Source organism: Aquimarina rhabdastrellae, from assembly GCA_947387485.1.
Lineage (GTDB): Bacteria > Bacteroidota > Bacteroidia > Flavobacteriales > Flavobacteriaceae > Aquimarina.
Map to the genome: position 1 here is coordinate 1 of CANDNT010000004.1, position 22795 is coordinate 22795.

13 protein-coding genes are annotated in these 22795 nt (G+C 30.8%); 4 read left to right on the forward strand and 9 right to left on the reverse strand.

Annotated elements, in window-relative coordinates; genetic code table 11:
* The 4 genes from ACYEKI_RS08685 to ACYEKI_RS08700 all read right to left on the reverse strand — a co-directional run.
* Positions 1 to 2741, reverse strand: a 2741-nt coding sequence (locus ACYEKI_RS08685) for a beta strand repeat-containing protein (protein ID WP_459210793.1), incomplete at its 3' end; no start/stop codon positions are given.
* 290 nt (positions 2742 to 3031) lie between these two features.
* Positions 3032 to 7393 carry a hypothetical protein gene (locus ACYEKI_RS08690; RefSeq protein WP_459210794.1) on the reverse strand — a complete coding sequence of 1454 codons (4362 nt, stop codon included), beginning with the start codon at positions 7391 to 7393 and terminating at the stop codon, positions 3032 to 3034.
* Between the two features lie 328 nt (positions 7394 to 7721).
* Complete coding sequence (locus ACYEKI_RS08695; protein ID WP_459210795.1) at positions 7722 to 8420, reverse strand: hypothetical protein; 699 nt, start codon at positions 8418 to 8420, stop codon at positions 7722 to 7724.
* A 50-nt stretch (positions 8421 to 8470) separates the two neighbouring features.
* Positions 8471 to 12373, reverse strand: a complete 3903-nt coding sequence (locus ACYEKI_RS08700) for an immunoglobulin-like domain-containing protein (protein WP_459210796.1) — start codon at positions 12371 to 12373, stop codon at positions 8471 to 8473.
* 205 nt (positions 12374 to 12578) lie between these two features.
* Here ACYEKI_RS08700 and ACYEKI_RS08705 point away from each other — a divergent pair, with 205 nt between their 5' ends.
* From ACYEKI_RS08705 to ACYEKI_RS08720, 4 genes are all read left to right on the forward strand, one after another.
* Entirely contained in the window at positions 12579 to 13100 is a 522-nt protein-coding gene (locus tag ACYEKI_RS08705; protein WP_459210797.1) for an RNA polymerase sigma factor, read from the forward strand.
* 78 nt (positions 13101 to 13178) lie between these two features.
* Entirely contained in the window at positions 13179 to 14084 is a 906-nt protein-coding gene (locus ACYEKI_RS08710; RefSeq protein ID WP_459210798.1) for a FecR family protein, read from the forward strand.
* A 74-nt stretch (positions 14085 to 14158) separates the two neighbouring features.
* The gene (locus tag ACYEKI_RS08715) at positions 14159 to 16828 is read left to right on the forward strand and encodes a TonB-dependent receptor (RefSeq protein WP_459210799.1); all 2670 of its coding nucleotides are present in this window, start codon (positions 14159 to 14161) and stop codon (positions 16826 to 16828) included.
* Positions 16829 to 16989: 161 nt separating this feature from the next.
* The gene (locus ACYEKI_RS08720; protein ID WP_459210800.1) at positions 16990 to 18096 is read left to right on the forward strand and encodes a DUF4476 domain-containing protein; all 1107 of its coding nucleotides are present in this window, start codon (positions 16990 to 16992) and stop codon (positions 18094 to 18096) included.
* 58 nt (positions 18097 to 18154) lie between these two features.
* On the opposite strand, the gene ACYEKI_RS08725 is transcribed toward ACYEKI_RS08720, so the two are convergent.
* From ACYEKI_RS08725 to ACYEKI_RS08745, 5 genes are all read right to left on the reverse strand, one after another.
* Positions 18155 to 19174 (reverse strand): pirin family protein, encoded by a 1020-nt coding sequence (locus ACYEKI_RS08725; RefSeq protein ID WP_459210801.1) that lies wholly within the window; start codon positions 19172 to 19174, stop codon positions 18155 to 18157.
* Between the two features lie 60 nt (positions 19175 to 19234).
* Positions 19235 to 19687, reverse strand: coding sequence for a MarR family winged helix-turn-helix transcriptional regulator (locus ACYEKI_RS08730; protein WP_459210802.1), 453 nt, complete (start codon positions 19685 to 19687; stop codon positions 19235 to 19237).
* Positions 19688 to 20029: 342 nt separating this feature from the next.
* A complete protein-coding gene (locus ACYEKI_RS08735) occupies positions 20030 to 21106 on the reverse strand; it encodes an adenylate/guanylate cyclase domain-containing protein (RefSeq protein WP_459210803.1) in 1077 nt (358 codons plus the stop codon).
* A 30-nt stretch (positions 21107 to 21136) separates the two neighbouring features.
* Positions 21137 to 21559, reverse strand: a complete 423-nt coding sequence (locus tag ACYEKI_RS08740) for a DUF2141 domain-containing protein (protein ID WP_459210804.1) — start codon at positions 21557 to 21559, stop codon at positions 21137 to 21139.
* Positions 21560 to 21561: 2 nt separating this feature from the next.
* Positions 21562 to 22518: a DUF6268 family outer membrane beta-barrel protein gene (locus ACYEKI_RS08745; RefSeq protein ID WP_459210805.1), complete on the reverse strand. Its 957-nt coding sequence runs from the start codon at positions 22516 to 22518 to the stop codon at positions 21562 to 21564.
* Between the last annotated feature and the right edge of the window lie 277 nt (positions 22519 to 22795).

Genomic DNA, 22795 nt, shown 5'->3' on the forward strand with positions numbered 1-22795 from the left:
ACTGTTAGCATTACTGTATTTGTCCCAATATTACTACAATCAAAATCTGTTGTATTCAAACTCATTGTTGCTATTCCACAAGCATCTGTTGATCCGTTATCTATTTGTGATGTAGTTATACTTACATTTCCTGTAGCATCTAATTGTACTGTAATATCTTGTGTAACTACAGTTGGTGCTACTTTATCTTCAATAGTTACTCTAGCATTTGCACTTGCTGTATTTCCGTTATTATCAGTCACTGTTAGCATTACTGTATTTACTCCAATATTACTACAATCAAAATCTGTTATATTCAAACTCATTGTTGCTATTCCACAAGCATCTGTTGATCCATTATCTATTTGTGATGTAGTTATACTTACATTACCTGTAGCATCTAATTGTACTGTAATATCTTGTGTAACTACAGTTGGTGCTACTTTATCTTCAATAGTTACTGTAGCATTTGCACTTGCTGTATTTCCGTTATTATCAGTCACTGTTAGCATTACTGTATTTGTCCCAATATTACTACAATCAAAATCTGTTGTATTCAAACTCATTGTTGCTATTCCACAAGCATCTGTTGATCCGTTATCTATTTGTGATGTAGTTATACTTACATTTCCTGTAGCATCTAATTGTACTGTAATATATTGTGTAAATACAGTTGGTGCTACTTTATCTTCAATAGTTACTCTAGCATTTGCACTTGCTGTATTTCCGTTATTATCAGTCACTGTTAGCATTACTGTATTTACTCCAATATTACTACAATCAAAATCTGTTATATTCAAACTCATTGTTGCTATTCCACAAGCATCTGTTGATCCATTATCTATTTGTGATGTAGTTATACTTACATTACCTGTAGCATCTAATTGTACTGTAATATCTTGTGTAACTACAGTTGGTGCTACTTTATCTTCAATAGTTACTGTTGCATTCGCACTTGCTGTATTTCCGTTATTATCAGTTACTGTTAGCATTACTGTATTTGTCCCAATATTACTACAATCAAAATCTGTTGTATTCAAACTCATTGTTGCTATTCCACAAGCATCTGTTGATCCATTATCTATTTGTGATGTAGTTATACTTGCATTACCTGTAGCATCTAGTTGTACTGTAATATTTTGTGTAGTTACTGTTGGTGCTACTTTATCTTCAATAGTTACTCTAGCATTTCCACTTGCTGTATTTCCGTTATTATCAGTCACTGTTAGCATTACTGTATTTACTCCAATATTGCTACAATCAAAATCTGTTGTGTTTAAACTCATTGTTGCTATTCCACAAGCATCTGTTGACCCATTATCTATTTGTGATGTAGTAATACTTACATTTCCTGTAGCATCTAATTGTACTGTAATATTTTGTGTAGTTACTGTTGGTGCTACTTTATCTTCAATAGTCACTGTAGCATTCTCACTTGCTGTATTTCCGTTATTATCAGTTACTGTTAGCATTACTGTATTTGTCCCAATATTACTACAATCAAAATCTGTTGTATTCAAACTCATTGTTGCTATTCCACAAGCATCTGTTGATCCATTATCTATTTGTGATGTAGTTATACTTGCATTACCTGTAGCATCTAGTTGTACTGTAATATCTTGTGTAACTACAGTTGGTGCTGCTTTATCTTCAATAGTTACTGTTGCATTTGCATTTGCTGTATTTCCGTTATTATCAGTCACTGTTAGCATTACTGTATTTGTCCCAATATTACTACAATCAAAATCTATTGTGTTTAAACTCATTGTTGCTATTCCACAAGCATCTGTTGATCCATTATCTATCTGTGATGTAGTTATACTTACATTTCCTGTAGCATCTAGTTGTACTGTAATATCTTGTGTAGTTACTGTTGGTGCTACTTTATCTTCAATAGTCACTGTTGCAGTACAATTTGCTATATTACCACTAGTATCAGTCACTGTAAATATCACAGATTGATTTCCTATATGAGTACAATCAAAGCTCGTAGGAGTTACTGAAAAATCAGCTATTGCAACATTATCTGTTGATCCATTATCTAGTTGTGAAGCTTCTAAAATAACATTTCCTGTAGCATCTAATTGTATTGTTATATCTTGGCATATAGCATTAGGAGAAGTACTATCAATAGTACCACCAGATGAATCAAAAGTTTCTTTTGCTACAGCTATTACTGATCCAGAACACGGGATTCCTTCACAAGCCATTACAAATTGTCCTCCAAAAAGTGCTCCTTCTTCAAAGGTAAATCTAGGCTCTTTTGTAATGTCAAGGTATTTTATTTTTAAATGAAATAAACGTTTTGGTGTAGTAGTTACATCACTTTGTGAATCCATCAGACTGAGATTAACTCCTTGTTGAAAAGAAACAGAATATCTAGTAGCTGTATTGTTATTATCCACAAATCCATTATATACATTAAGAGCTCCTCCAAATAATTTTGCTCCTGTAATTGAATTCTCAGGTTGAGTATACTCTGATACATCAGGTATCACAGGAACTACAGTATTATTTCCATCTATATTAGTACCAAATGCCTCTGGGTTATAATTGAAGTATAATTGTCCTGAGCCAAGTTTAAAATCAACTGTGCTTTGGATCATCACATCTACTTCATAGAAATCATCTACTCCGTCATTAGTATTTCGTGCATTAGCAAAAGTAAAATGAATATCTTGTGCTTTCGTTTCTATCAATCCAAATAGAACAAACAAAGCCCACATCATTTTCTTTATATATTGGTTGTATTTATATTTCATTTTATATTCTTTAGAAGGATTCACCTTTATTTTGGTTAATGAGAGATTAAAACTCTATTATTTTGATTTTTAAGATTACTAGTTATTTTTAATACAGTTTAAGTTTAATATACCCTTGTTTTATTTTCATCTTTTTAGAAATTTTGACAAAACCCATGTATATTATATTAATAGTCAACAAACAGTAGAAGGAGTTTTTAGCTTTAATACTAAAACCTCATCAAGTACTCCATCATATTTCATACTAAAAACTCACTTCTACAAACACTCAATTATCTAACTATCACATATTAAAATTGCTCTCCTCTTCCTATATTGGGATTAATTAATGTATTTACATCAATATTTTGTATTTGACCATTCATATCCATATCCGCCTTATTATAGCCCGAACCTCCTAATAAAGGTATCACTGCATTTATATCTGCATTTTGAATTTGTCCATTATCATCTTGATCTCCTACTGGCATTGCATAAACATTCGCATTCATTGCTATTACTGCATTTGCTCCACCTAATACGACTGTACTAGTTCCTCTAAAGTCTATTACAAGATTTGTTGATGATAAGCTGTACGTATTAGCAGATCGAATATTTAAGTGATTACGATGTTTAATTACGATATAATAAGAATCGCTCGATTGTGTAAATTCTATTGGAGAAATACCATCTTGATAGCTTACTATATCTCCATCCCTTTGCAATAAAGCTGATTTACCATCTATCACTAATGCTGCATCATTAGCATCTCTAAGTTCTACCCATATCCAGTCTACAATGGCATTAACCCCATTAACATTAAAGATTGCCCCATCAATAGTTGCATTATCTTGATATGGACTAGTTGTAGGAAGTATCCCTGTTGCTCTTAAATCATCTCTCATTAAAGTTTCTTCACCTATTTTAGGATTCGTATAGGCACCTTGTAAATAAACTTTTGGAGTTATTGCTATATTAGGATTTATTACCGTTAATGTTTGATTAACTTCAACTGCATTTTCATAATTTTCATCACCCATCTGTGATGCTGTAATTGTAGTTGATCCAACTCCTACAATAGTTACTGTATTACCTGAAACTGTTGCTACAGTAGTATTTGAACTCCTATATGTAATCGGATTACCAGATGCCCCTCCTGTTGCTGTAAGATTAAAATTTGGATCTCCAAGAGCAACATCTTCTAACGCTTCAAAAGAGATATTTTGTAGCGCTTTGTTTATTGTTAAAACCTGAGTCACATCATTTGCAGGATCATATATAGCATTTCCACTCTGAGAGGCTGTAATTGTAGTATTTCCTGCTCCAACAATAGTTACTGTATTACCTGAAATCGTTGCTACCGATGTATCAGAACTCGTATAATTAACAGTTAATCCTGAATCTGATGTAGCCATTAAATTAAAAATTGGATTCCCATAGGTTTTGTCTTCTAACTCAGAGAATGAGATATTTTGAGGTAAAGTCCCTGTAATGGTTACTGTAACATCTTTTGTTGTAGCGTTATATACATTATCCTCTGCTGTAGCTGATCGTAATATCACTGTCCCTGGTCTATTTCCTGCAGTAAATACATTACCTGCTATTATAGAACCTGTTCCACCTGCATCAATAATTGTATAACTAGTTGCCGTATCAAATACATTTAAAGCATTTTGAATTGTTCTACTTTCTCCCATATCTATTGAAAAATCAAATAAGTTATGAGCCATCGATACTTTAGGAGTAAGGTTTTGATTATAAAATAATGTTGAAAAGTATGCGACAGTCTCTCCATAGCTTCCTGATGCTTCTTGAGTCACTTGTATAATTATGGAGCCTGCTACATTATTAACATTTAACAAATTACCATTAATAGTGTATCCCATGGTAGGTCCTATTATAGCAAACGAATATGCTCCTGGTGAATTAGAATTTAATGATTCTGTCATATCTAATGTCACTACCCCTGTATTTACTGGATATCCTATAAAACCAGAAAGTGTTGCCAATTCTCCTTTGATATCTAATTTTATTGTTTTTGAAGCACTTTGATGAGTTCCTGTAGCTTCTTGATAAGCTTCTATTATTACAGTTCCAGGGATATTACCTATAGTTACGATTTCATTATTTGTCCCGCTTAATGACATCGCTGTTCCACCATCATCTATAACACGATAACTAATTTGTCCAGATGAGTTAGATGTAGCATTGAGATTAAAATTAGCTCCATTTGCATTTACTGTAATGTCATCAAAAGTTATATCTGGAGTTTGTAATGTTGCTGAATTTACTATGGCAAATTCATATCCTGTTTGCTGAAAACTATTAAAGAAATATGGACTCCCTGAGTCTGTATAAGCATAAACTGAAAAATAATATGTAATATCTGAAGTTAATCCTGTAATTAATTGATTAGGGGTTGTCGAATTTCCTATATAAACAACTTGTTCTCCTCCTTTATAGTCTGCATCTGCAACTGGTAATGGACTTCTAAAATTATATGATGAAAAACTATTTGAAGTATTCATCTTTATGATATAACCTTTGGGGTTACCATTTGTTCCCATTGTTGGTGCATCAAAAGAAGCAAATATAAATGCATCTCTCGAAAAATTATTTATCACGGTATTAGAGACTAATGCATTAGTCACTCCTGCAGAATACGTTGATAATTCATCAGTAGTATTAGAAAAATAATACTTCCCTCCACATTCTTTATATGAATATATCTTAAAGAAGTATTGTGTATTAGGCTCTAAGTTATGTCCTGTAAAGGCTTGTCCATTAGGAAAAGTCCCAGCTAAGATCACTTGTTCTCCTGAACCACTATATGTAGTATTTGCAGTAGGTAAATTATCAATAGCTCCTGTAACATCTGTAAATGAATTTTCTGTATTCATTTTTACTACTTGTCCTTCCGCATCTGCTGGAACATTTGAAATTATAGGAGATACTCTATTTTCCCAATGCAAATCGATTCTAAAAGAATTTAATTCAGAATTACCTGTAGGTATACCACAAGTAGCAACAGTTGTAGTTGAACTTCCTGAATTTTCAAAATAAGCTACACCATTACAGGTATTGTATGCATAGACTTTTACATAATATGTAGTATTAGCATTTAAACCAGAAACCTCAACATTTGGAGTAGAAGAATCTCCTAGATATACATCTTGCTCTCCTCCAGTAACTGTGTTATATGTAGTATCTACAGTATTAGGTAGTGTTGTTGGTGTTGTAAAAGAATCAGTATCACTAACTTTAATAATGTACCCTAGAGTTCCATTCTCAACAGTTGATGGTGTATATGAATTGATATTTATTGCATTCTCTCCTGCTGCTTCAATATTTACACTTGATACTGCCAAAGGTGCTTCACAAACATATCTTGAGGTATATACTGGAGATCCTGTTGCTTCCATATTATATTTACCACCACATAATATATAGCTATAAACTTTTAAGTAATAAGTTGTATTAACTTCTAAGCCTGTAATGATTTGATTAATATCATCTGTTGTTCCTATAGAACTATCGACCATTCCTGTATACACTACTACTTCTCCTGTTTTACCCGAATAATCTGTTGTTACTGCTGGTAAATCAGTTGCACTATTAGGTGCCGAAAAACTATTTGTATCGCTTAATTTTACAATATATCCATGATTAGCATCTGCTCCCGCAGGTCTATTTAAAGTATTAATAGTAATCGTTGTAGGATTTGTAGTTACTGTATTTATAGTACTACCATTAGGTGTGTTACCTGGACATGTTGTTTGTGATCCCGCTAAACCTCCATTACTATAATTAATATAACCATCACAATCATTATAATAATATACTTTATAATAATAGGTTCTATTTCTCTGTAAACCTGTCATCTGAGTTGCATTAGCACTCATATCCCCCGCTCTTCCTGCATAGGCAATATGTTCTCCTGTACCACTATAAGAATTATTTGTAGCGACAGTAGGTAACGGTTGATCTTGTATATAATGATTGGTATAATCGCTAAATGAATTTGTAGACGAAAATTTTACAATAACACCTAAATCTGGATTCAAATTTGGAAAATCAATTTTTAAATCACTATCGTCTACTTGTATAACATTAGGAGTAAGAACATTACTACTATAACAATAATAATATCCATTAACAGAAGAACCATTTAAATAAAAATCATAATTAAAGCTTGAAGCTCCTGTAAAAATTTCAATTGCATAATAATTATTACTATTTCCTTGAGCATTTAAATTTGTACTATATGGTAATTTTAAAGTATAGCTATAAATACCTGATTGTTGCATCAGTGTTCTTAATGTCCCTATATTTACAGGCGTTACTCCCCAATTACCTCCTCTGTATTCCCATACTCTAAAATCAAAATTAGGATTATTATTAACCCAAATCCTATCAAAATACAAATATTGATCTGTTGCTTTATGTGCTTTTCTTGAAAGTATCCAAAAATCAGAATTTGTAGCCGTTACTGTTCCTTGATAATTTGCTATAGCATGAATACGCGTTTGAGATGATGTTAATGTAACATTAATATTATCATTGTTTTCTACTTCGGTATACGTTTGCGCTAATGTCTTTGTTGTTATCATTAAAAGAAAAAATAACCACAATATTTTTTTAGCTCTATTAAAAGAAATATATAATTGTTTCATTGTTTAGATATATCTTATTTAGTTATTTTTTGATGTTGGTTTTAATATAATTCGACTTATTATCGATTTATATGTTATAGGAGTAATGTTTTTCATTATAAAAAGGGTTAATATGATTTACTATTTTTATTGCATGCTTATCACTTCATTCAATCTTATTACAAGAAAGTTTTAGAATACCCTATTTTTATTTTCAACAAAAAACCACTTATCAAAAAATCAATTACAAAACATTAAATGTCAACACACTAACATTATTCATGCTTTAATTAAAAACAAAAAAGAAGGAGATAACTCCTTCTTTTTACTATTATTATAGCTTATACTTTTAGTTTGTATTAAAATGCCAAACCCTTCCTATTGCCACTCCTTCTCTATCATCTTTGGCTATCACTCTCCAATAATATGTTTTATCAGGTGATAAGTTTATACCAAATACTGTTTGTTCAATATTCTCTATTAATAAAACTGGTGGATTAGTTTCTCCAAAATATATATCATATACTATAGGATCTCCATCTCCATCTGTAGATTCCCACTCTAAAACTACAGTTTGATCTACAACACTTTGCCCTAATGAAGGTGATATTATTTTTGGTGTTTGTGGTATTGTATTTATTCCTACTTCTGGCTCAGTAATAAAACTTCTTACCTCTGAATAAGAACTTTCATTTCGTTTATTATCTTTAGCCTTTACTCTCCAATAATAAACTGTTCCTTTTTCAAAATTAAAATTTCGATGAGGTTCTGGTGTTATTATAGAAAATAACATATCAGTAAACATATCATCTCTAGCTATTTCTACTTGATATAATATATGATCTCCTTCTCTATCTTCAGAGTCACTCCATTCAAATCCTAGTGCTATATTTGAACATAATAAATTGTTCTCTGGAAAGATTAATGTTGGTATTGATGGAGCAGTATTTTCTCCTTGTCCTGTATTGTTTCCATTACCACTATCATCATCTGTATTACAAGATAATAATAGTGTTCCTATTATAAATAAACTATATAATTTTTTCATTTTTTCAAGTTTAAAAGTATACTGCCTAAAATCTAGGCAGTATCATAATATTATTCTTTAATAACTTTTAGTACTTTATTATTTAATCCTTTAAGAGTAATAAAATAGATTCCTGCCGAAAGGTTTTCCATAGAAATCATTGCTTTATTAGCTACAATACTATAATCATCCTTGGCCACTATTCGTCCTAATGTATTACGAATTTCAATTTCCATAACTTTACTATCAACTGACGGTAATTCTATAGTTACATTAGACTTAGTAGGATTAGGATACATCATAATTGCATCTAATCTTTCTATTCTTTTAGATAATTTCCCTTCGCATGGAAGACTTGAAGATACTTCCATAAGGCCTTCTTTAACAGCTTTAACAGTGAAGTTATTTGTTGTGAACTCTCCTATAATTTCATCATTAATAGTTACTGTATATGGAGGAGTTCCTGATGCTATAGTTACATATAAACTATTAGATGAAGCTGTAATCGAATCTACAAAACCGTTTAAAGTATTTGCTTCGGCTATAGCCAATTCATAACATTGCTCACATCCACTTACTTCAGCTATAGCTACACATACAGTGTAATTTCCTGGAGTCAAATCTGGAACTTCGAGCTGAGATGTAAAATTATATGTCTGGTTATTTATTGTAGCTATATAATCTTGAGTCTCTAAGGTATTTATTGTGATTATTCCATTATTCTTTCCTACACAAGTCTCTCCTGCTACAGTAATATTAAAGTTATCAGATGGTAATGCGTTCAATGGACATCCTGTGATTACTTCAACAACTCTAGTAACTTCTGTAGCAACATTATTACTATCATCGATTGCGTTATAACGAACTGTGTATATACCTACCGCATCTTCAAAATCAGAACTATCAATAGTTACCGTTGAACCATCATCTGTAATTGCTCCTAATTCTGTATATCCTAACCCTAATTCTATAACCTGTGGATTATCTCCTAACAATGTAATGATAGGAGCTGTTGTATCTACTACTTCAACGATTCTAGCAACTTCATTAGCATCATTTCCATTCTCATCTGTTGCATTATATCTAATTGAATATGTACCTACTACATCTATAAAGTCAGAACTATCAATAGTAATCTCAGAACCATCATCGGTACTAGCTCCTAGTTCTGTATACCCATCACCTAATTCTATAAACTGTGGGTTATCTCCATTCAATGTAATTACCGGTGGTGTATTATCTTGTACTATTACTATTCGTATTACTTCTGCCTCATTACACAAATTATCAGTAGCCATGTATCGTATTTGATAACTTCCCAACTCATCTCTAAAGTCAGAACTATCGATAGTAATTTCAGAACCATCATCGGTACTAGCTCCTAATTCTGTATAACCATCTCCTAATTCTATAAACTGTGGGTTACCTCCATTCAATGTAATTACTGGCGGTGTATTATCTATGGTTGTTACATTAATATTTGCTGTTTGTTGTACTGTATTTCCATTAATATCACTAATAACAATATCAACTTGATTCATACCTATATCTGTACAATCAAATGTGGTTTTAGAAATTTCGATAGTATCTATTCCACAATTATCATATGCCTCGGTATTTGGTATAAAAGCAATATATTCATTAGTCGCCGACCAAGTGCTTGAATTTCGTCCTGGAACAACAACAGCTCTAGTACCATCGTTATTTTCTACCCCTTGTGTCTTTCGATTATTACCCGGATCAGTTAATGGAATACTCGTAGCATGAATCTCAATATGATTTGTAGCTTCAAACATTTTAACCTGCACTGTAGTAGGGTCTATATTATCATAATTGTGTGCAACATTATCAAAATCAACAATTGCAATACGATTAGGAGCTGTTCCAATTATAGCATAACGTATCGTACCACCTTCACTTGGATCAATATCATTCCAATCAAAAGCTATTAAATTATTAGCTCTATTAGTATCTGGAAGTTCCTGTCCTCTACAACAAGATCCTTCATCATTTGTAAATGTGATAAAGCCATTTGATGCTATATAAAACTCAGTATAGAACATTCCATAAAAATCAAAAACAAATCCAAATGGGATGGCTGCTGAAATATCATCATCTCTTAAAATAACTTCGGTTCCTATTGAACTAATATCTACAGGATCAAATGTCCCCGAGGTTTCTACTACATATTGTGGAGCAGCTGGGTGTACTCCTATTAAATCCTCTTCTGTCATTATCGTTGTACCACTTTGGTCTAATATTATCGTTTGATCTTGAGCAATAAATAATGGTGCTTGAGTATCATTTACTGTTACATCAAATTCACATTGTCTTGTAATGCCATTAGCATCTGTTATTTCGATCACATTAGTTGTTGTTCCTAATGGAAAAAAGCTACCGCTATCTAATCCAGATATCAAAGTATAACATCCAGGATAATTTACTATAGCACCACATTGATTTGGATCATTCTCTACTATAATATCTGTAGGGCAGGCTACATCTATAGTTACTGTAGTACTACAGCTTACTTGATTTCCTGAATTATCCTGTACAAATAATGTTACGACATGATCACCTATATCAGCGCAACTAAAATAATTTCTATCTAACCATGCATTAGCATTACAGTTATCAGAAAAAGTTCCGATATCATCAACACTCAGATTAACACTGCCTTCTTCATCTAGTATAACTGTAAATGGCGCTACACAATTGACAATTGGATTAACTGTATCTCTAATTTGAATTGTAATATGTTGAACACTTTCATTTCCATGAATATCTGTCGCAGTTATAGTTACTCCTACTCTACTTACAGAATTACAATCAAATTCTGTATTGTTTATTGTTACATCTTGCAATTCACAATTATCTGTAGCTGTTAATCCTAAAAGCGTAGGAGTTAAAGTAAATGTATTTGTGATAGGGTCTAAATCAAATGGAACAGATAAATCTGTAGCTATGTTAATTTCTGGACCACTAGTATCTTCAACAATAACAGTAACATCCATAGAAACGGAATTGTTTTGATCATCTGTAGCGATTAATTGAATTGTATGAGAACCTAAATCTGTACAATCAAAATCTGTACGACTAAGGCTAAAATTAACATTACCACAATTATCTGTTGCTATAGGATCAAAGAGCTCTGGAGTAATTACTATATTTCCAGTATTATCTAATTGTACAGTAATTTCATTTCCTCCAGCCGGTGATAAGTCTCCACGTACCCATACTCTATGTATAGTACTTTCACTATTTATAGCATGATCATCTACTTCCCAACGGCTTCCACCACCACGTATTCCCCAATGGTAACTCCCCGCTGCCCAAAAAGGAAAATCTGTCAAAGCTAAATCACCTCGATTTCTCCATTCATTAAATCCTTGAAATGGTATAAATGCAGAATGTTCTGATAAAGCTGTGTAATTAACGGCATTATTAATTCCGTCAAAAGAGCCTACTCCCGTCTTCACATAATCTAATACATTTTGATGCTTTGTAGTAAAATCAATTATTCTATCATGACCAGTAGTAATACCATAAAAACGCATTTCTTCAAAATCTATAGCTTTAGCCAATTCATTTCCAAAATGTCCCCAATTATCTGTTCCAGCTTCATTATCTCCTAATGTTGAAGAATTTAATAAAGGGACATCTCTATTTCGTACTGTTAAATCAGAATTATCACCTGCTATATGTACATAATTTAAAATCATTAGCCAACCACCTCCATCGGTATCGTTATCTAATTCTCCTTGAAATGTATTACCATTAAAATTAAAATAGTACCTACCACTTGGTACATTTCCTACAACAGATAATGCAAGACTGCGAAAAGGGCTTGCTATACTACCATTACCCGAGTCTCCAAAAACTGGTGGTGTAGTATCTTGACCTGGATCACATTGTGAATACGAGTTATACGCTATTAAGAAAAAAGCGAATAACCATAGTAATTGTTTTCTCATAGAAAAGAAGGTTTAATTTTCAATTTAGTTTTTATAAAGCCACAGATTACCTCTGTTATCTCTAGTACATTTAAATTTTAAAACACCCTATTTTTATTTTTCGAAATCAATAACTTATTTAATTCTTACTACCAAACGCTAAATAAATACCATCAGTTTTCTATTTTTTTTTATAGTTTTGAGACCTTAATCATAATCGTGTTCAATGCCAGAAAAAAAGCAATCTGTTTGCGATGAAAAGAATTTTGACACCCTTTTCAATACCTATTATGAATCGGTAAGAAATCACCTATATTATAAATGTGGAGATATTCAGCAAGCAGAAGATATTGTACAGGACGCATTTGTAAAATTGTGGAAACGATGTGCAGATATTATCTATGACACTGCTAAGTCTCTACTTTATAAAATTTGCAACAATGCACTTTTAAATGAATTTGCTCATAAAAAAGTGGTTTTGCGATACGAGAATACTCCCCGAGATGATAAAAATTACGAAAGTCCAGATTTTATTATGGAAACAGAAGAGTTTAGAAAAAAACTTGAAATTTCTATAAATAAACTTTCAGCAAAAGAACGTGAAGTATTTTTGTTAAGTAGAATAGACAAGAAAACTTATAAAGAGATAGCCGAAATCACTGATATTTCTGTTAAAGCTGTAGAAAGAAGAATGAGTAAAGCTTTTATTACTTTAAGAAAGTTATTAGGAAACGAAATAAAAATTTAAAATAGGGTAATCCCACAATTAGCTGTATTACATATAAAGGGGAAGTTTAGTCCCTTAAAATCTAAACTTGAAAGCATTATGGAAGAATACGAAAAAGATGATACATTAATAGCAAGGTGGGTTGCAGGTGAACTAAGTGAAGAAGAATTAGCCGAATTTGAGAAATCTGATGCTTATCATGTATTTCATCAAATTAATGAAGAAGCACAAAAATTTAAAGCTCCTCCTATCAATACAAGAGAAGCTTTAATCAAAACAAAAGAAAAGATTTCTTTTGGAAAGAAACAGTCAAATCCTACTATAAAATGGTTAACCATTGCCGCATCAATAGCTATACTTATTGGTATATTTGGTGTGTTTACAGCTACTAAGAGTTACCAAACAGCAAATGGGCAACATCTAGTTGTTACACTTCCAGATGGCTCTGTTGTTCAGCTTAATGATGGATCCAAATTAACTCATAAACGCTTCTTTTGGTTAAACAATAAGACAGTAACTCTACAAGGTGAAGCTTATTTTAAAGTTCAAAAGAGTGATGGTTTTGTAGTAAATACAACCTATGGTAATGTTGCTGTTTTAGGAACTCAATTTAATGTAAAATCAAGAAGTTCTTCTTTTGAACTAGATTGTTTTGAAGGTGTTGTTAGATTTGACAGAAAAGATCATAATGAACAGCAAATTTTAAGAAAAAATGATCGTGTCGTTTTGTCTAAAAATACTTTGATTTCTGAAACAATTTCCAAAAATGAACCTAATTGGATAAACGGAATTAATGTATTTAAGGATACTCCTCTTATAAATGTAATTGAGGAAATACAACGACAATACAATGTTACTTTTGAAATAGGTGAAACAAACACAACTAGATTGTTTACAGGTAGTTTTTTACATGATAACTTAGAAGCAGCCTTAAAATCAACACTAACCCCTATGGGAATTAACTATACTATATCAAAAGATAAAACTATAGTACAGTTACCATAAAATCAAATATTATTTTCAGTTTACAACTATAATGATCTGATTATTAATTATTTTTAGAAATACCAAGAAAGCAAATGAAAAACCCCATAATAGTAATAGTCTTTCTTTTTACTTTCCTTAGTCAAGCTCAGGAAAAAATATCGATTAATTATACAAATACCCCTTTACAAGAAGTTTTGATAGACATAGAATCAAAGACATCTATCTTATTTTCTTATGCTCCAGAAACTATTGTTTCAAAAACAATAACGCTTTCTCATGAAGCAATTGCATTAGAAAAGATACTTCCTATATTAGCATCTCAAACTGGTTTGAAATTTGAGAAAATATCTTCGCAACAAGTCATTATTTCATTAGAGAATATACTTTGTGGTTATATTTTAGATAAAAACACTCAAGAACCTTTACCTTTTGCAACTGTAATCATTGATGGTGATCAATTTGTAAGTACTGATGAAAAAGGCTTTTTTAGTTTTGAAAATATTGTGATCGGTTCTAATTCAAAACAAGTAACCGTTAACCTTTTGGGGTATGATAGACAAACTACTTCGTTAAATATCGGTAGTACTTGTCAAAACATATTTCTAACACCATTGAGTTCTGTTCTCGACGAAGTAGTTATATTTGGCTATGTTACTACTGGAATTGATAGAAATAAGGATGGATCTGTAACTCTTGACTCAGAAAAACTTGGGATTTTACCTGGTTTAGTAAGTCCCGATATCTCACAGAGTATCCAATTAATCCCTGGTATTTCTACTCTAGATGAATCTGCAACTGGTATTCAAGTTAGAGGTGGTTCACCTGATCAAAACTTGATCTTATATGATGATATCAAGTTATTTAATACGGGATATTTTTATGGTATGTTTTCCATGTTTAATCCTTTTGCAACAAAAAAAGCAACGGTCTTTAGATCTGGAACAAACGCTTCTTATGGAGATCGTATTTCAGGGATAATTGATATCTCTAGTGGTCATACAATTCCTAAAAAAATAGAAGGTGGTTTAGAAATAGATGGTTTAGCTATCAACGGTTATATCAAAGTTCCTCTATCAAAAAAATCTGCCTTATATACTTTTGCAAGAAGATCTTATGCAGATATTTTACAAACGCCGACATATAATAGCTATGAAGATAAAATCTTCACAAATTTTGGTGTAGCTAGAGATATTAATGGTAATGTATTAGAACTGGAAATAGATGATGATTTTAATGCAGAAACAAGTAATAACGATTTCTATTTTACAGATGTAAATGCTAAGTTTATTACAAAACCAAATAAAAAAAATAGTATTGCTATTAGTACCTTATATACACGTAATCGTTTGGATTTTGATTTTTTAGGAGGTGACGAAGTTGTTGTCGATTCTTTGATCACTCAAAATAAAGGTTTAAGTGCAAACTGGAAATATAACCCTCATCATAAACAGCAACATGAGATTTCAACTTACTTCTCTGAATACAATTCATTTTATCAAAATGATGAAATTAAAGATGAAACAGGTGATGGTATATTGGATTTAGCAGAAATCAATATCCGAAAAAATGATATCCTTGATTTAGGATTAAAATATATCTCGAGTACAACCATTAATGAAACTCAAAAACTTATTTTAGGTTATGAACTTTCTTATACAGATTTAGATATTCTGATTAGTAAAGAAAGTCCTATAGATCAAGAATTAGAACAAACACAACAAGATAATACTAATCTTAAAAATGCAGCATTTGGAGAATATACTTTTAGTTTTTTAAACAATGGTTTTATCAATACTGGAATACGACTTGTTCATTACATCTCTCTTGATAAATTTTTAATAGAACCTCGTATTAATTTTGAATATCCAATAACAAATAGAATACGTATTAAAACTGCTCTAGAAAGACGTAATCAACCCATTTCACAACTCATAGAGTTTAATCATACAGAACTGCGATTAGAAAATGAATTATGGCGATTATCCGATAACGATCAATTTCCGCTATTAAGTAGTAATCAGGTTTCTGGAGGGATATTATATCATCATAAAAATCTAAATATAGATATCGATGGCTACTATAAAGAACTTGATGGTTTAACTACTTTTACAAACGGTTTTAGTAATCCTCTTGAAAATCTAGAAGAAGGGAAAAGTACGATTAAAGGTATAGACGTTTTACTAAAATATAATTGGAATAATTACAAGATTTGGGCAGGTTATACTTATAACGATATTACTTTCAAGTTTCCGAATTTAAAAGATACGCCTTCTAGATTTCCAGGTAATAATGATATTACGCATCAATTTAGAATTTCTAATACCTTACAATTAGATAGGTGGCAATTCTCATTAGGATGGCAATTTAGGTCAGGAAAGCCTATAACACCTGTAGATAGTTACGAAATTAAAATAGATGCCGATGGCGAAAATGCTGGTGTTGTCAATTTTGGTGCTGTAAACAGTGACAGACTTCCTGATTTTCATAGATTAGATGCTTCAATTTTATATGATTTTAATATCAATGCTAATCATAAAGAATTAAAAGCTCAAGTAGGTTTATCATTTTTAAATATTTATGACAGAGTAAAACCATTAAATTTGATTTATAAAGCAGAACGAAAGCCATTAGACGATGGTGGTATTGCTATAGAAGGAACAAATGGTGCAACACCAGAAGAACTTGAAGTTATTTTAGAACAAGTAATTCAACGTTTTTCTTTAGGTTTTACTCCTAATGCAGTTTTTAGAGTTTCTTTTTAAAATTTGAAAAACTAAATCATAACATCATTACTAGTATTTACATAAGTTTCTTTTTTTTATAAATCATTGATATACAATATTGCCACTTTTTGCCACTACGTATTTTTGAAGAATTTTCTTCTCTATCGTATTCTTGCTAGATATTACAACAACCTAACATTATGAAACAAGTATTATTTTGTGGTTTATTTTTGTGTTCATTTTTAATTTCTACAGCACAAAAAGCAACTTACAAATTCCCAGAATCGATTAAGACTGACCAATTTCAACTAACATTTCAAAAAATTTCTTCGGCTTCTAGTAGTTATTATATTAACTATAAAATAGAAAATAAAGGCGCTGGCGTTTTACTTTTAGATAGAAGTAAAACAACTTTAAGGCAAAATGATGGTCTAAGTAATGCTCTTTCTAAAAAGTATCAAATAAAACCTGCAAAAAATCAATTAGTTTACAATCAATTTCGCATAAAATCACCTATGAAAGCTTACGGGGATTTATTAACCTTAGCGCTTGATGGCTTACGTTATGCTGATAATTTACAACCTATAGAAAGCAAAGAGAAATTTGCTTTGGGAGAAAAAGCAATTCAGAATATTGGTTCATTTGAAGCCAAAGTAATGGAATACAAAGTTTATTCTGATAGAATTTATACTCAAATCAAATGTACATTTAATGGAAGTACTAATACAATTGGTAAAATAGATCTTTCTAAAATAAAAGTTGCTGGTGGAAAAGCTAAAATTGTAAAGAAAGGTGATTTTGTATTCACTGGAAAATCATATACGTTCTCTATCAATATCACGCCCGATAATTCTCCAGTAACTATAGATTGGACTGGAGTGTTATACACATTAAAAGTAAATCCAATACAATTAGATAAAATACTCATCAAGAGCACTAAATATAAAGAGCCAGAAAAGGTTGTTGCTAAACCTCAAAAAGATAGTATCACTACTGCTCAAAAACCTAAAAAATGTGCGCTTAGTTATGATGATTTCAATTCGTTAAAAAGTGACATTAAAAAAGAATTAGATGCAGGTGGCAAGCCTGTAGAAATGTCTAGAGAATTTATTTTGTCCAAAAAATGTATCAATACTAATCAAGTTATAGAGTTACTACCTCTATTCAACTTAGATGGTCAAAAATTGAAGTTTGCTAAGATGGCATATAAATTTACTTCAGACAAACAACGCTATTCGTTAGTTGTTGGTAAACTATCATACGTAAAAAATAAACAAGCACTTGAAGAGTTTTTAGAACTTCAGTAATACAATATCATACAAACGCTCCAATTAAAAATGGAGCGTTTGTTATTTTATACTTTAATTATTTTTTTTCTTCTCTACCATCTGCATGTAACGCAAAACGTCCTATATTTCTTTCATGTACCTGCTCTCTCATAGACCAAGGCCATCCTCCAAATTGCGTTTGTTTATAATCTAAATAAGCTTCCTGTATTTCTTCTTCAGTATTCATCACAAATGGTCCGTATTTCACAATAGGTTCATTAATTGGTCTACCCTGTAACAATAATAAATACCCTTCTTGATCTCCATTTTTTACGACTATATCTTCATCTGATGCTAATTCTATTAAATGATTTTCTTTAATTTCTTTATTCTCAATATCAATTTTACTTCCTTTATAAAAATATAAAGTTCTATTGCTATCCTTATAAACAGCTGCAGGTAAAACCCAAGTCGCTTTTGCTTCCATTTTTACTGTCAGAATTAATACTTCATTACTTGTTTTAGCAGCCCACGAATCTGGTGTTGGTTTAGGTGCCTTATGATTATTTAATTCTCCTGAAATAACATCAACTACTGTTCTTCTATGATTATCATCTAAATGTGTTATCGTAGGAATTGTCTCTTTCCACAACATTTTAAAATGAGGATCTACAAACTTACTTGCTCTAGGTAAGTTAAGCCATATCTGAAATATTTCAAGCGGATTTTGTTTCTCTTTATGAATTAATGGAAACATCTCTGAATGTTGTACGCCTTTTCCAGCTGTCATCCATTGTACATCTCCTGCTCCAAATCGCCCTGCTGCTCCTAATGAATCTGAATGATCTACATAACCTTCTTTATTAATCGTAATGGTTTCAAAACCTCTATGCGGATGGTATGGAAAACCTGGGACATGACTCCCATGATACATACGATATCCATCTTTTAATGTAAAGTCCTGTCCTATATATCTTCCTTTTAATTTCTCTTTTGGTACTCCCATTTGCTCATCCCCTGCTGGATAATTATCCTTGTGATATGCACAAAAGATAAAAGGGTCTTTTGTTTGCCAAGGAAAACCTAAGGGCTCTATCAAAATTATTTTCTTTTTCATCACTATATTTTTTCTATTATAAATAGCACATATAACAATTATTGTTTAAAACATCTATTTTTATTTCATTATTTTGTTTAGTATTTTGAAAAGTTGTTTTGCTTCCTCTTCTGTAATACTCTTTTCAAAATAATTATTCACCTCTTTTACTACTTCCTTGTGTACTTGGTAATAAAAAGCTATTCCTTCCTCTGTAACCGTAATATCTATTTCTCTTCTATTTATCGTATTGGTTTCTCTTTTTGTTAATCCTTTTTTAACCAATCGATCTAATAATCGTGTAATATCTGGGCTTAATACAATTAGCTGTTCTTTAATTGCTTTAGAGGTCATCGGTTTGGGATGTTCTTTGACCAATATGCTTAATACATTTAATTGTGTATGTGTTAAATTATATGGCTTCAAAGCTTTTTTTATTTTCATATCAATCCAACTCGAAGTTTGAATCAATTTAAAATAACTCATTGCATGAGTGCTTTGCATCTCTTTATTTAGAACTTCTTTATCTAACATACAGTTAAAACAATATTTGTTATAAACAAATATATAATTAAAAATGAACTTAAAAATGAGTATTAAGAGAACTTTAGAATTATTTCTTTATATATAAGGCTCTTGATGGTTAGATTTTCTAAACTTTTTATAACATATAATGCTCCTATCAAAATACAATCTTTTTTTAATGACTTTAAATTCATCATCTTTCTTATCAATATTTAACGGATTTAATAAAGGTTGTTGATATTCAAATGCTCTTTTACAATCAGTAACATATATATAACTCATATAAAGTATCAATACTACTATCGTTATTATTTGTGTTATTCTATACATTCATTAAAAAAGGATGATTTTTCAGCTATCTATAGCATGAATTTTTACTTTCTTCTTTTTTCCTTTAAGATTAATATTGCCGATATAGTTTTGTTTAAATGTGTTTATATTTTCTAAATTCTCTAAAAGTTCATTCGAAATAATTAAAGAAACCTCATATGTATTACATTCTTTTTGAATGTGCGATGAGATATTAATAACATCTCCATGATAAGCTAATTCTTTTTTTATTACTCCTATTTCTACAGCCATCACTTTACCTCCATGTAAACCTGCCTTAAATTGTGGAAATACGCCATGCTTTTCTAAATAGGCTTTTTTCTTTTTGTACAATAAATCTTGAAAAGCAAAAAATACCTTTATACAATTATTATTATATATTCCTTTATGATACGGCCAACTTAAAACAGCTTCATCACCTACATATTGGTATATTTCTGCGTCATATGCTTTTATTACTTCATTTATATCATAAAAGCATTCTTGTAATAGTTGACTGTATTTGAGATGCCCTAACTTTTCTGCATATGCAGTAGAAGATTTTAAATCCAAAAACATGAAAATTCGTTTTTCTTCTTTTGGTATTTTATACCTTCCTAACAATAATTTGAATAATACTCCTTTTCCAAATTTATCTTCAACAAATCTTAAAAATGAGAATAGGATGGCAGAGAAAACGGTATAAATCAAGATTACTAAAAACGTTTTATCCTCTCTCCACCATCCAAATTCATTGTCAATGTTTATCTCATACACAGTATTAATTGATTCAATAATTCCTGTTGATATACATATCACTATACATAAATACAATACTGTCAATACAAATAAATTAACCCAAATCGGCAATTTTTTTGAGGTATATTTTTCAAATACATAGATCGTGGTTGCGTGTACAAATCCTATCAGAAATCCATAAAATACAAATACAACAATGTGATTGTAAATACTAAGATTAGGAATTATTGAATTTAAATATTCTGTTTCATAAGTACCATAATGCCTATAAATAGCAAACAATACAAACATCAAAATCCAAAAAATAATAGCATCTTTTAAAATTTTCAGGTATTGATTTATTTTTATCTTACTATTCATGCTTAATGATATTATAAGGTGCTATATAGTTTAACCTTTCAACCTTACCTTAATCTCTTTGGAAGTATTATCAATAACAAATTTTGTTTCTTCCCATTTAGGCATTCCATAACCCGGATTATTTGATACTCCAACAGGTTCTTTAGGCATTCCTAACCAACTAGCATCCATTTTACCGTTATCATTTACATCGTGATAAATAGAAACTGCGTAAATTCCATAAGGAATATCGTTAAATGCAATTCTTCCTACCTCGTCAAAAGAACTTATCATCTTTTTTGAAAAAGCATTTTCTAAAAAATTGTCTTCATTAGAAAACAATTCAACATATATAGTTCCTTTCTTTTCTGTTATGTTTGTTACATCAATAGTTAATGTAGCTTTATTTTCTTGTGCATAAACTGCTGTAGTGCATCCAAAAATAAATATCAATAGTTTACCAAAGTTTTTCATCTTTATCTCTTTTTATTGTTTTTTTCCTTTTTCATCATTTTTCCTATTAAGTCATATGCTATACCAATAGAGAATACTGGTCGTGATTTAGGCTCAAAATCATACAAATCATTACCATCGTCATCTACTAGAGTATAATCATCTGATAGTGTATAACCTAAATTCGCTTTAAGCTTCCAGGCATCACCTAATGTATGGTTATACCCTATATTAAAAGAAAAACTAGTGTATTGTGCTCTTTTAGCTTCTCTACCATCAATCATTAATGGGGTATCATCAGACAAATTTGCGTCAAATCCTAAAGGCAATAAAAATGCTTTTATAGATTGTTTATCATTGAATTTATAATTGACTGAAGTTTCTGGGAATCCTAACGAATAGGAGAACTTAGGGTTTACTATCCTAGAATAACTTATTGCTGGGGTTACTAGTTTTTTACCATTTAACCTAATCGTTCCTACTCCTAAACTTAATGCTGATCCTTTTTTTGAATTCCCCCAATATTTAGTAATCATAGCAAGACCATCCAGAGACACATCTTCTGAAGTAAAACTACCAGCCAAATTGGAATTTATATTAGGATTAAAAATTCCTGTAATCTCCCAGTTGTTCTTTAATGGATGTGCATAAATAAAATTATAAGCAAAGCTGTAAAAATTATCTAAGCTCTCAGTATTTACACCATATACTTTATTATAATTCAAATGTGTAATTCCTGCATTTATTCCTTGCATTAACATTCCTTTACCTATCTTAGTTTGAAATGGCAAATTGATTTCTGCATGTAATGTACTAAAGTCAAAATCATCATTACTTGGAGAATAAATAAATTGGGTATTTAAAACTTCTGGCGGGGCACCCATTGGGATATCATCTTGCTCTTTTGTTGTATTTCCTGCTTGAGAAAAACCTTTGAAACTAACGCTAACTAACATACATACGATAAAAACTCTCTTCATCATAAAATTTTTAAAAATTAACACGTAAGATTTCCTTATAAAATTCTTTTTAATAGAACTTTGGAAATCAATTACTAAATCGTTGGCAAATAATGGAATAAATAAAGAGAGGTTCAATTAAAAATGATAACGCGTTTATTTTTAATGAGGAAACGCATTTATGATTTAAAATCCTATTTGATCATCAATAAAATACGTATTATTAATAAACAATTCAGTCCTTAATTTTAAAAGTAAAACTAAGGACTGAAACACTAAAGTAATTCAATACAACAAC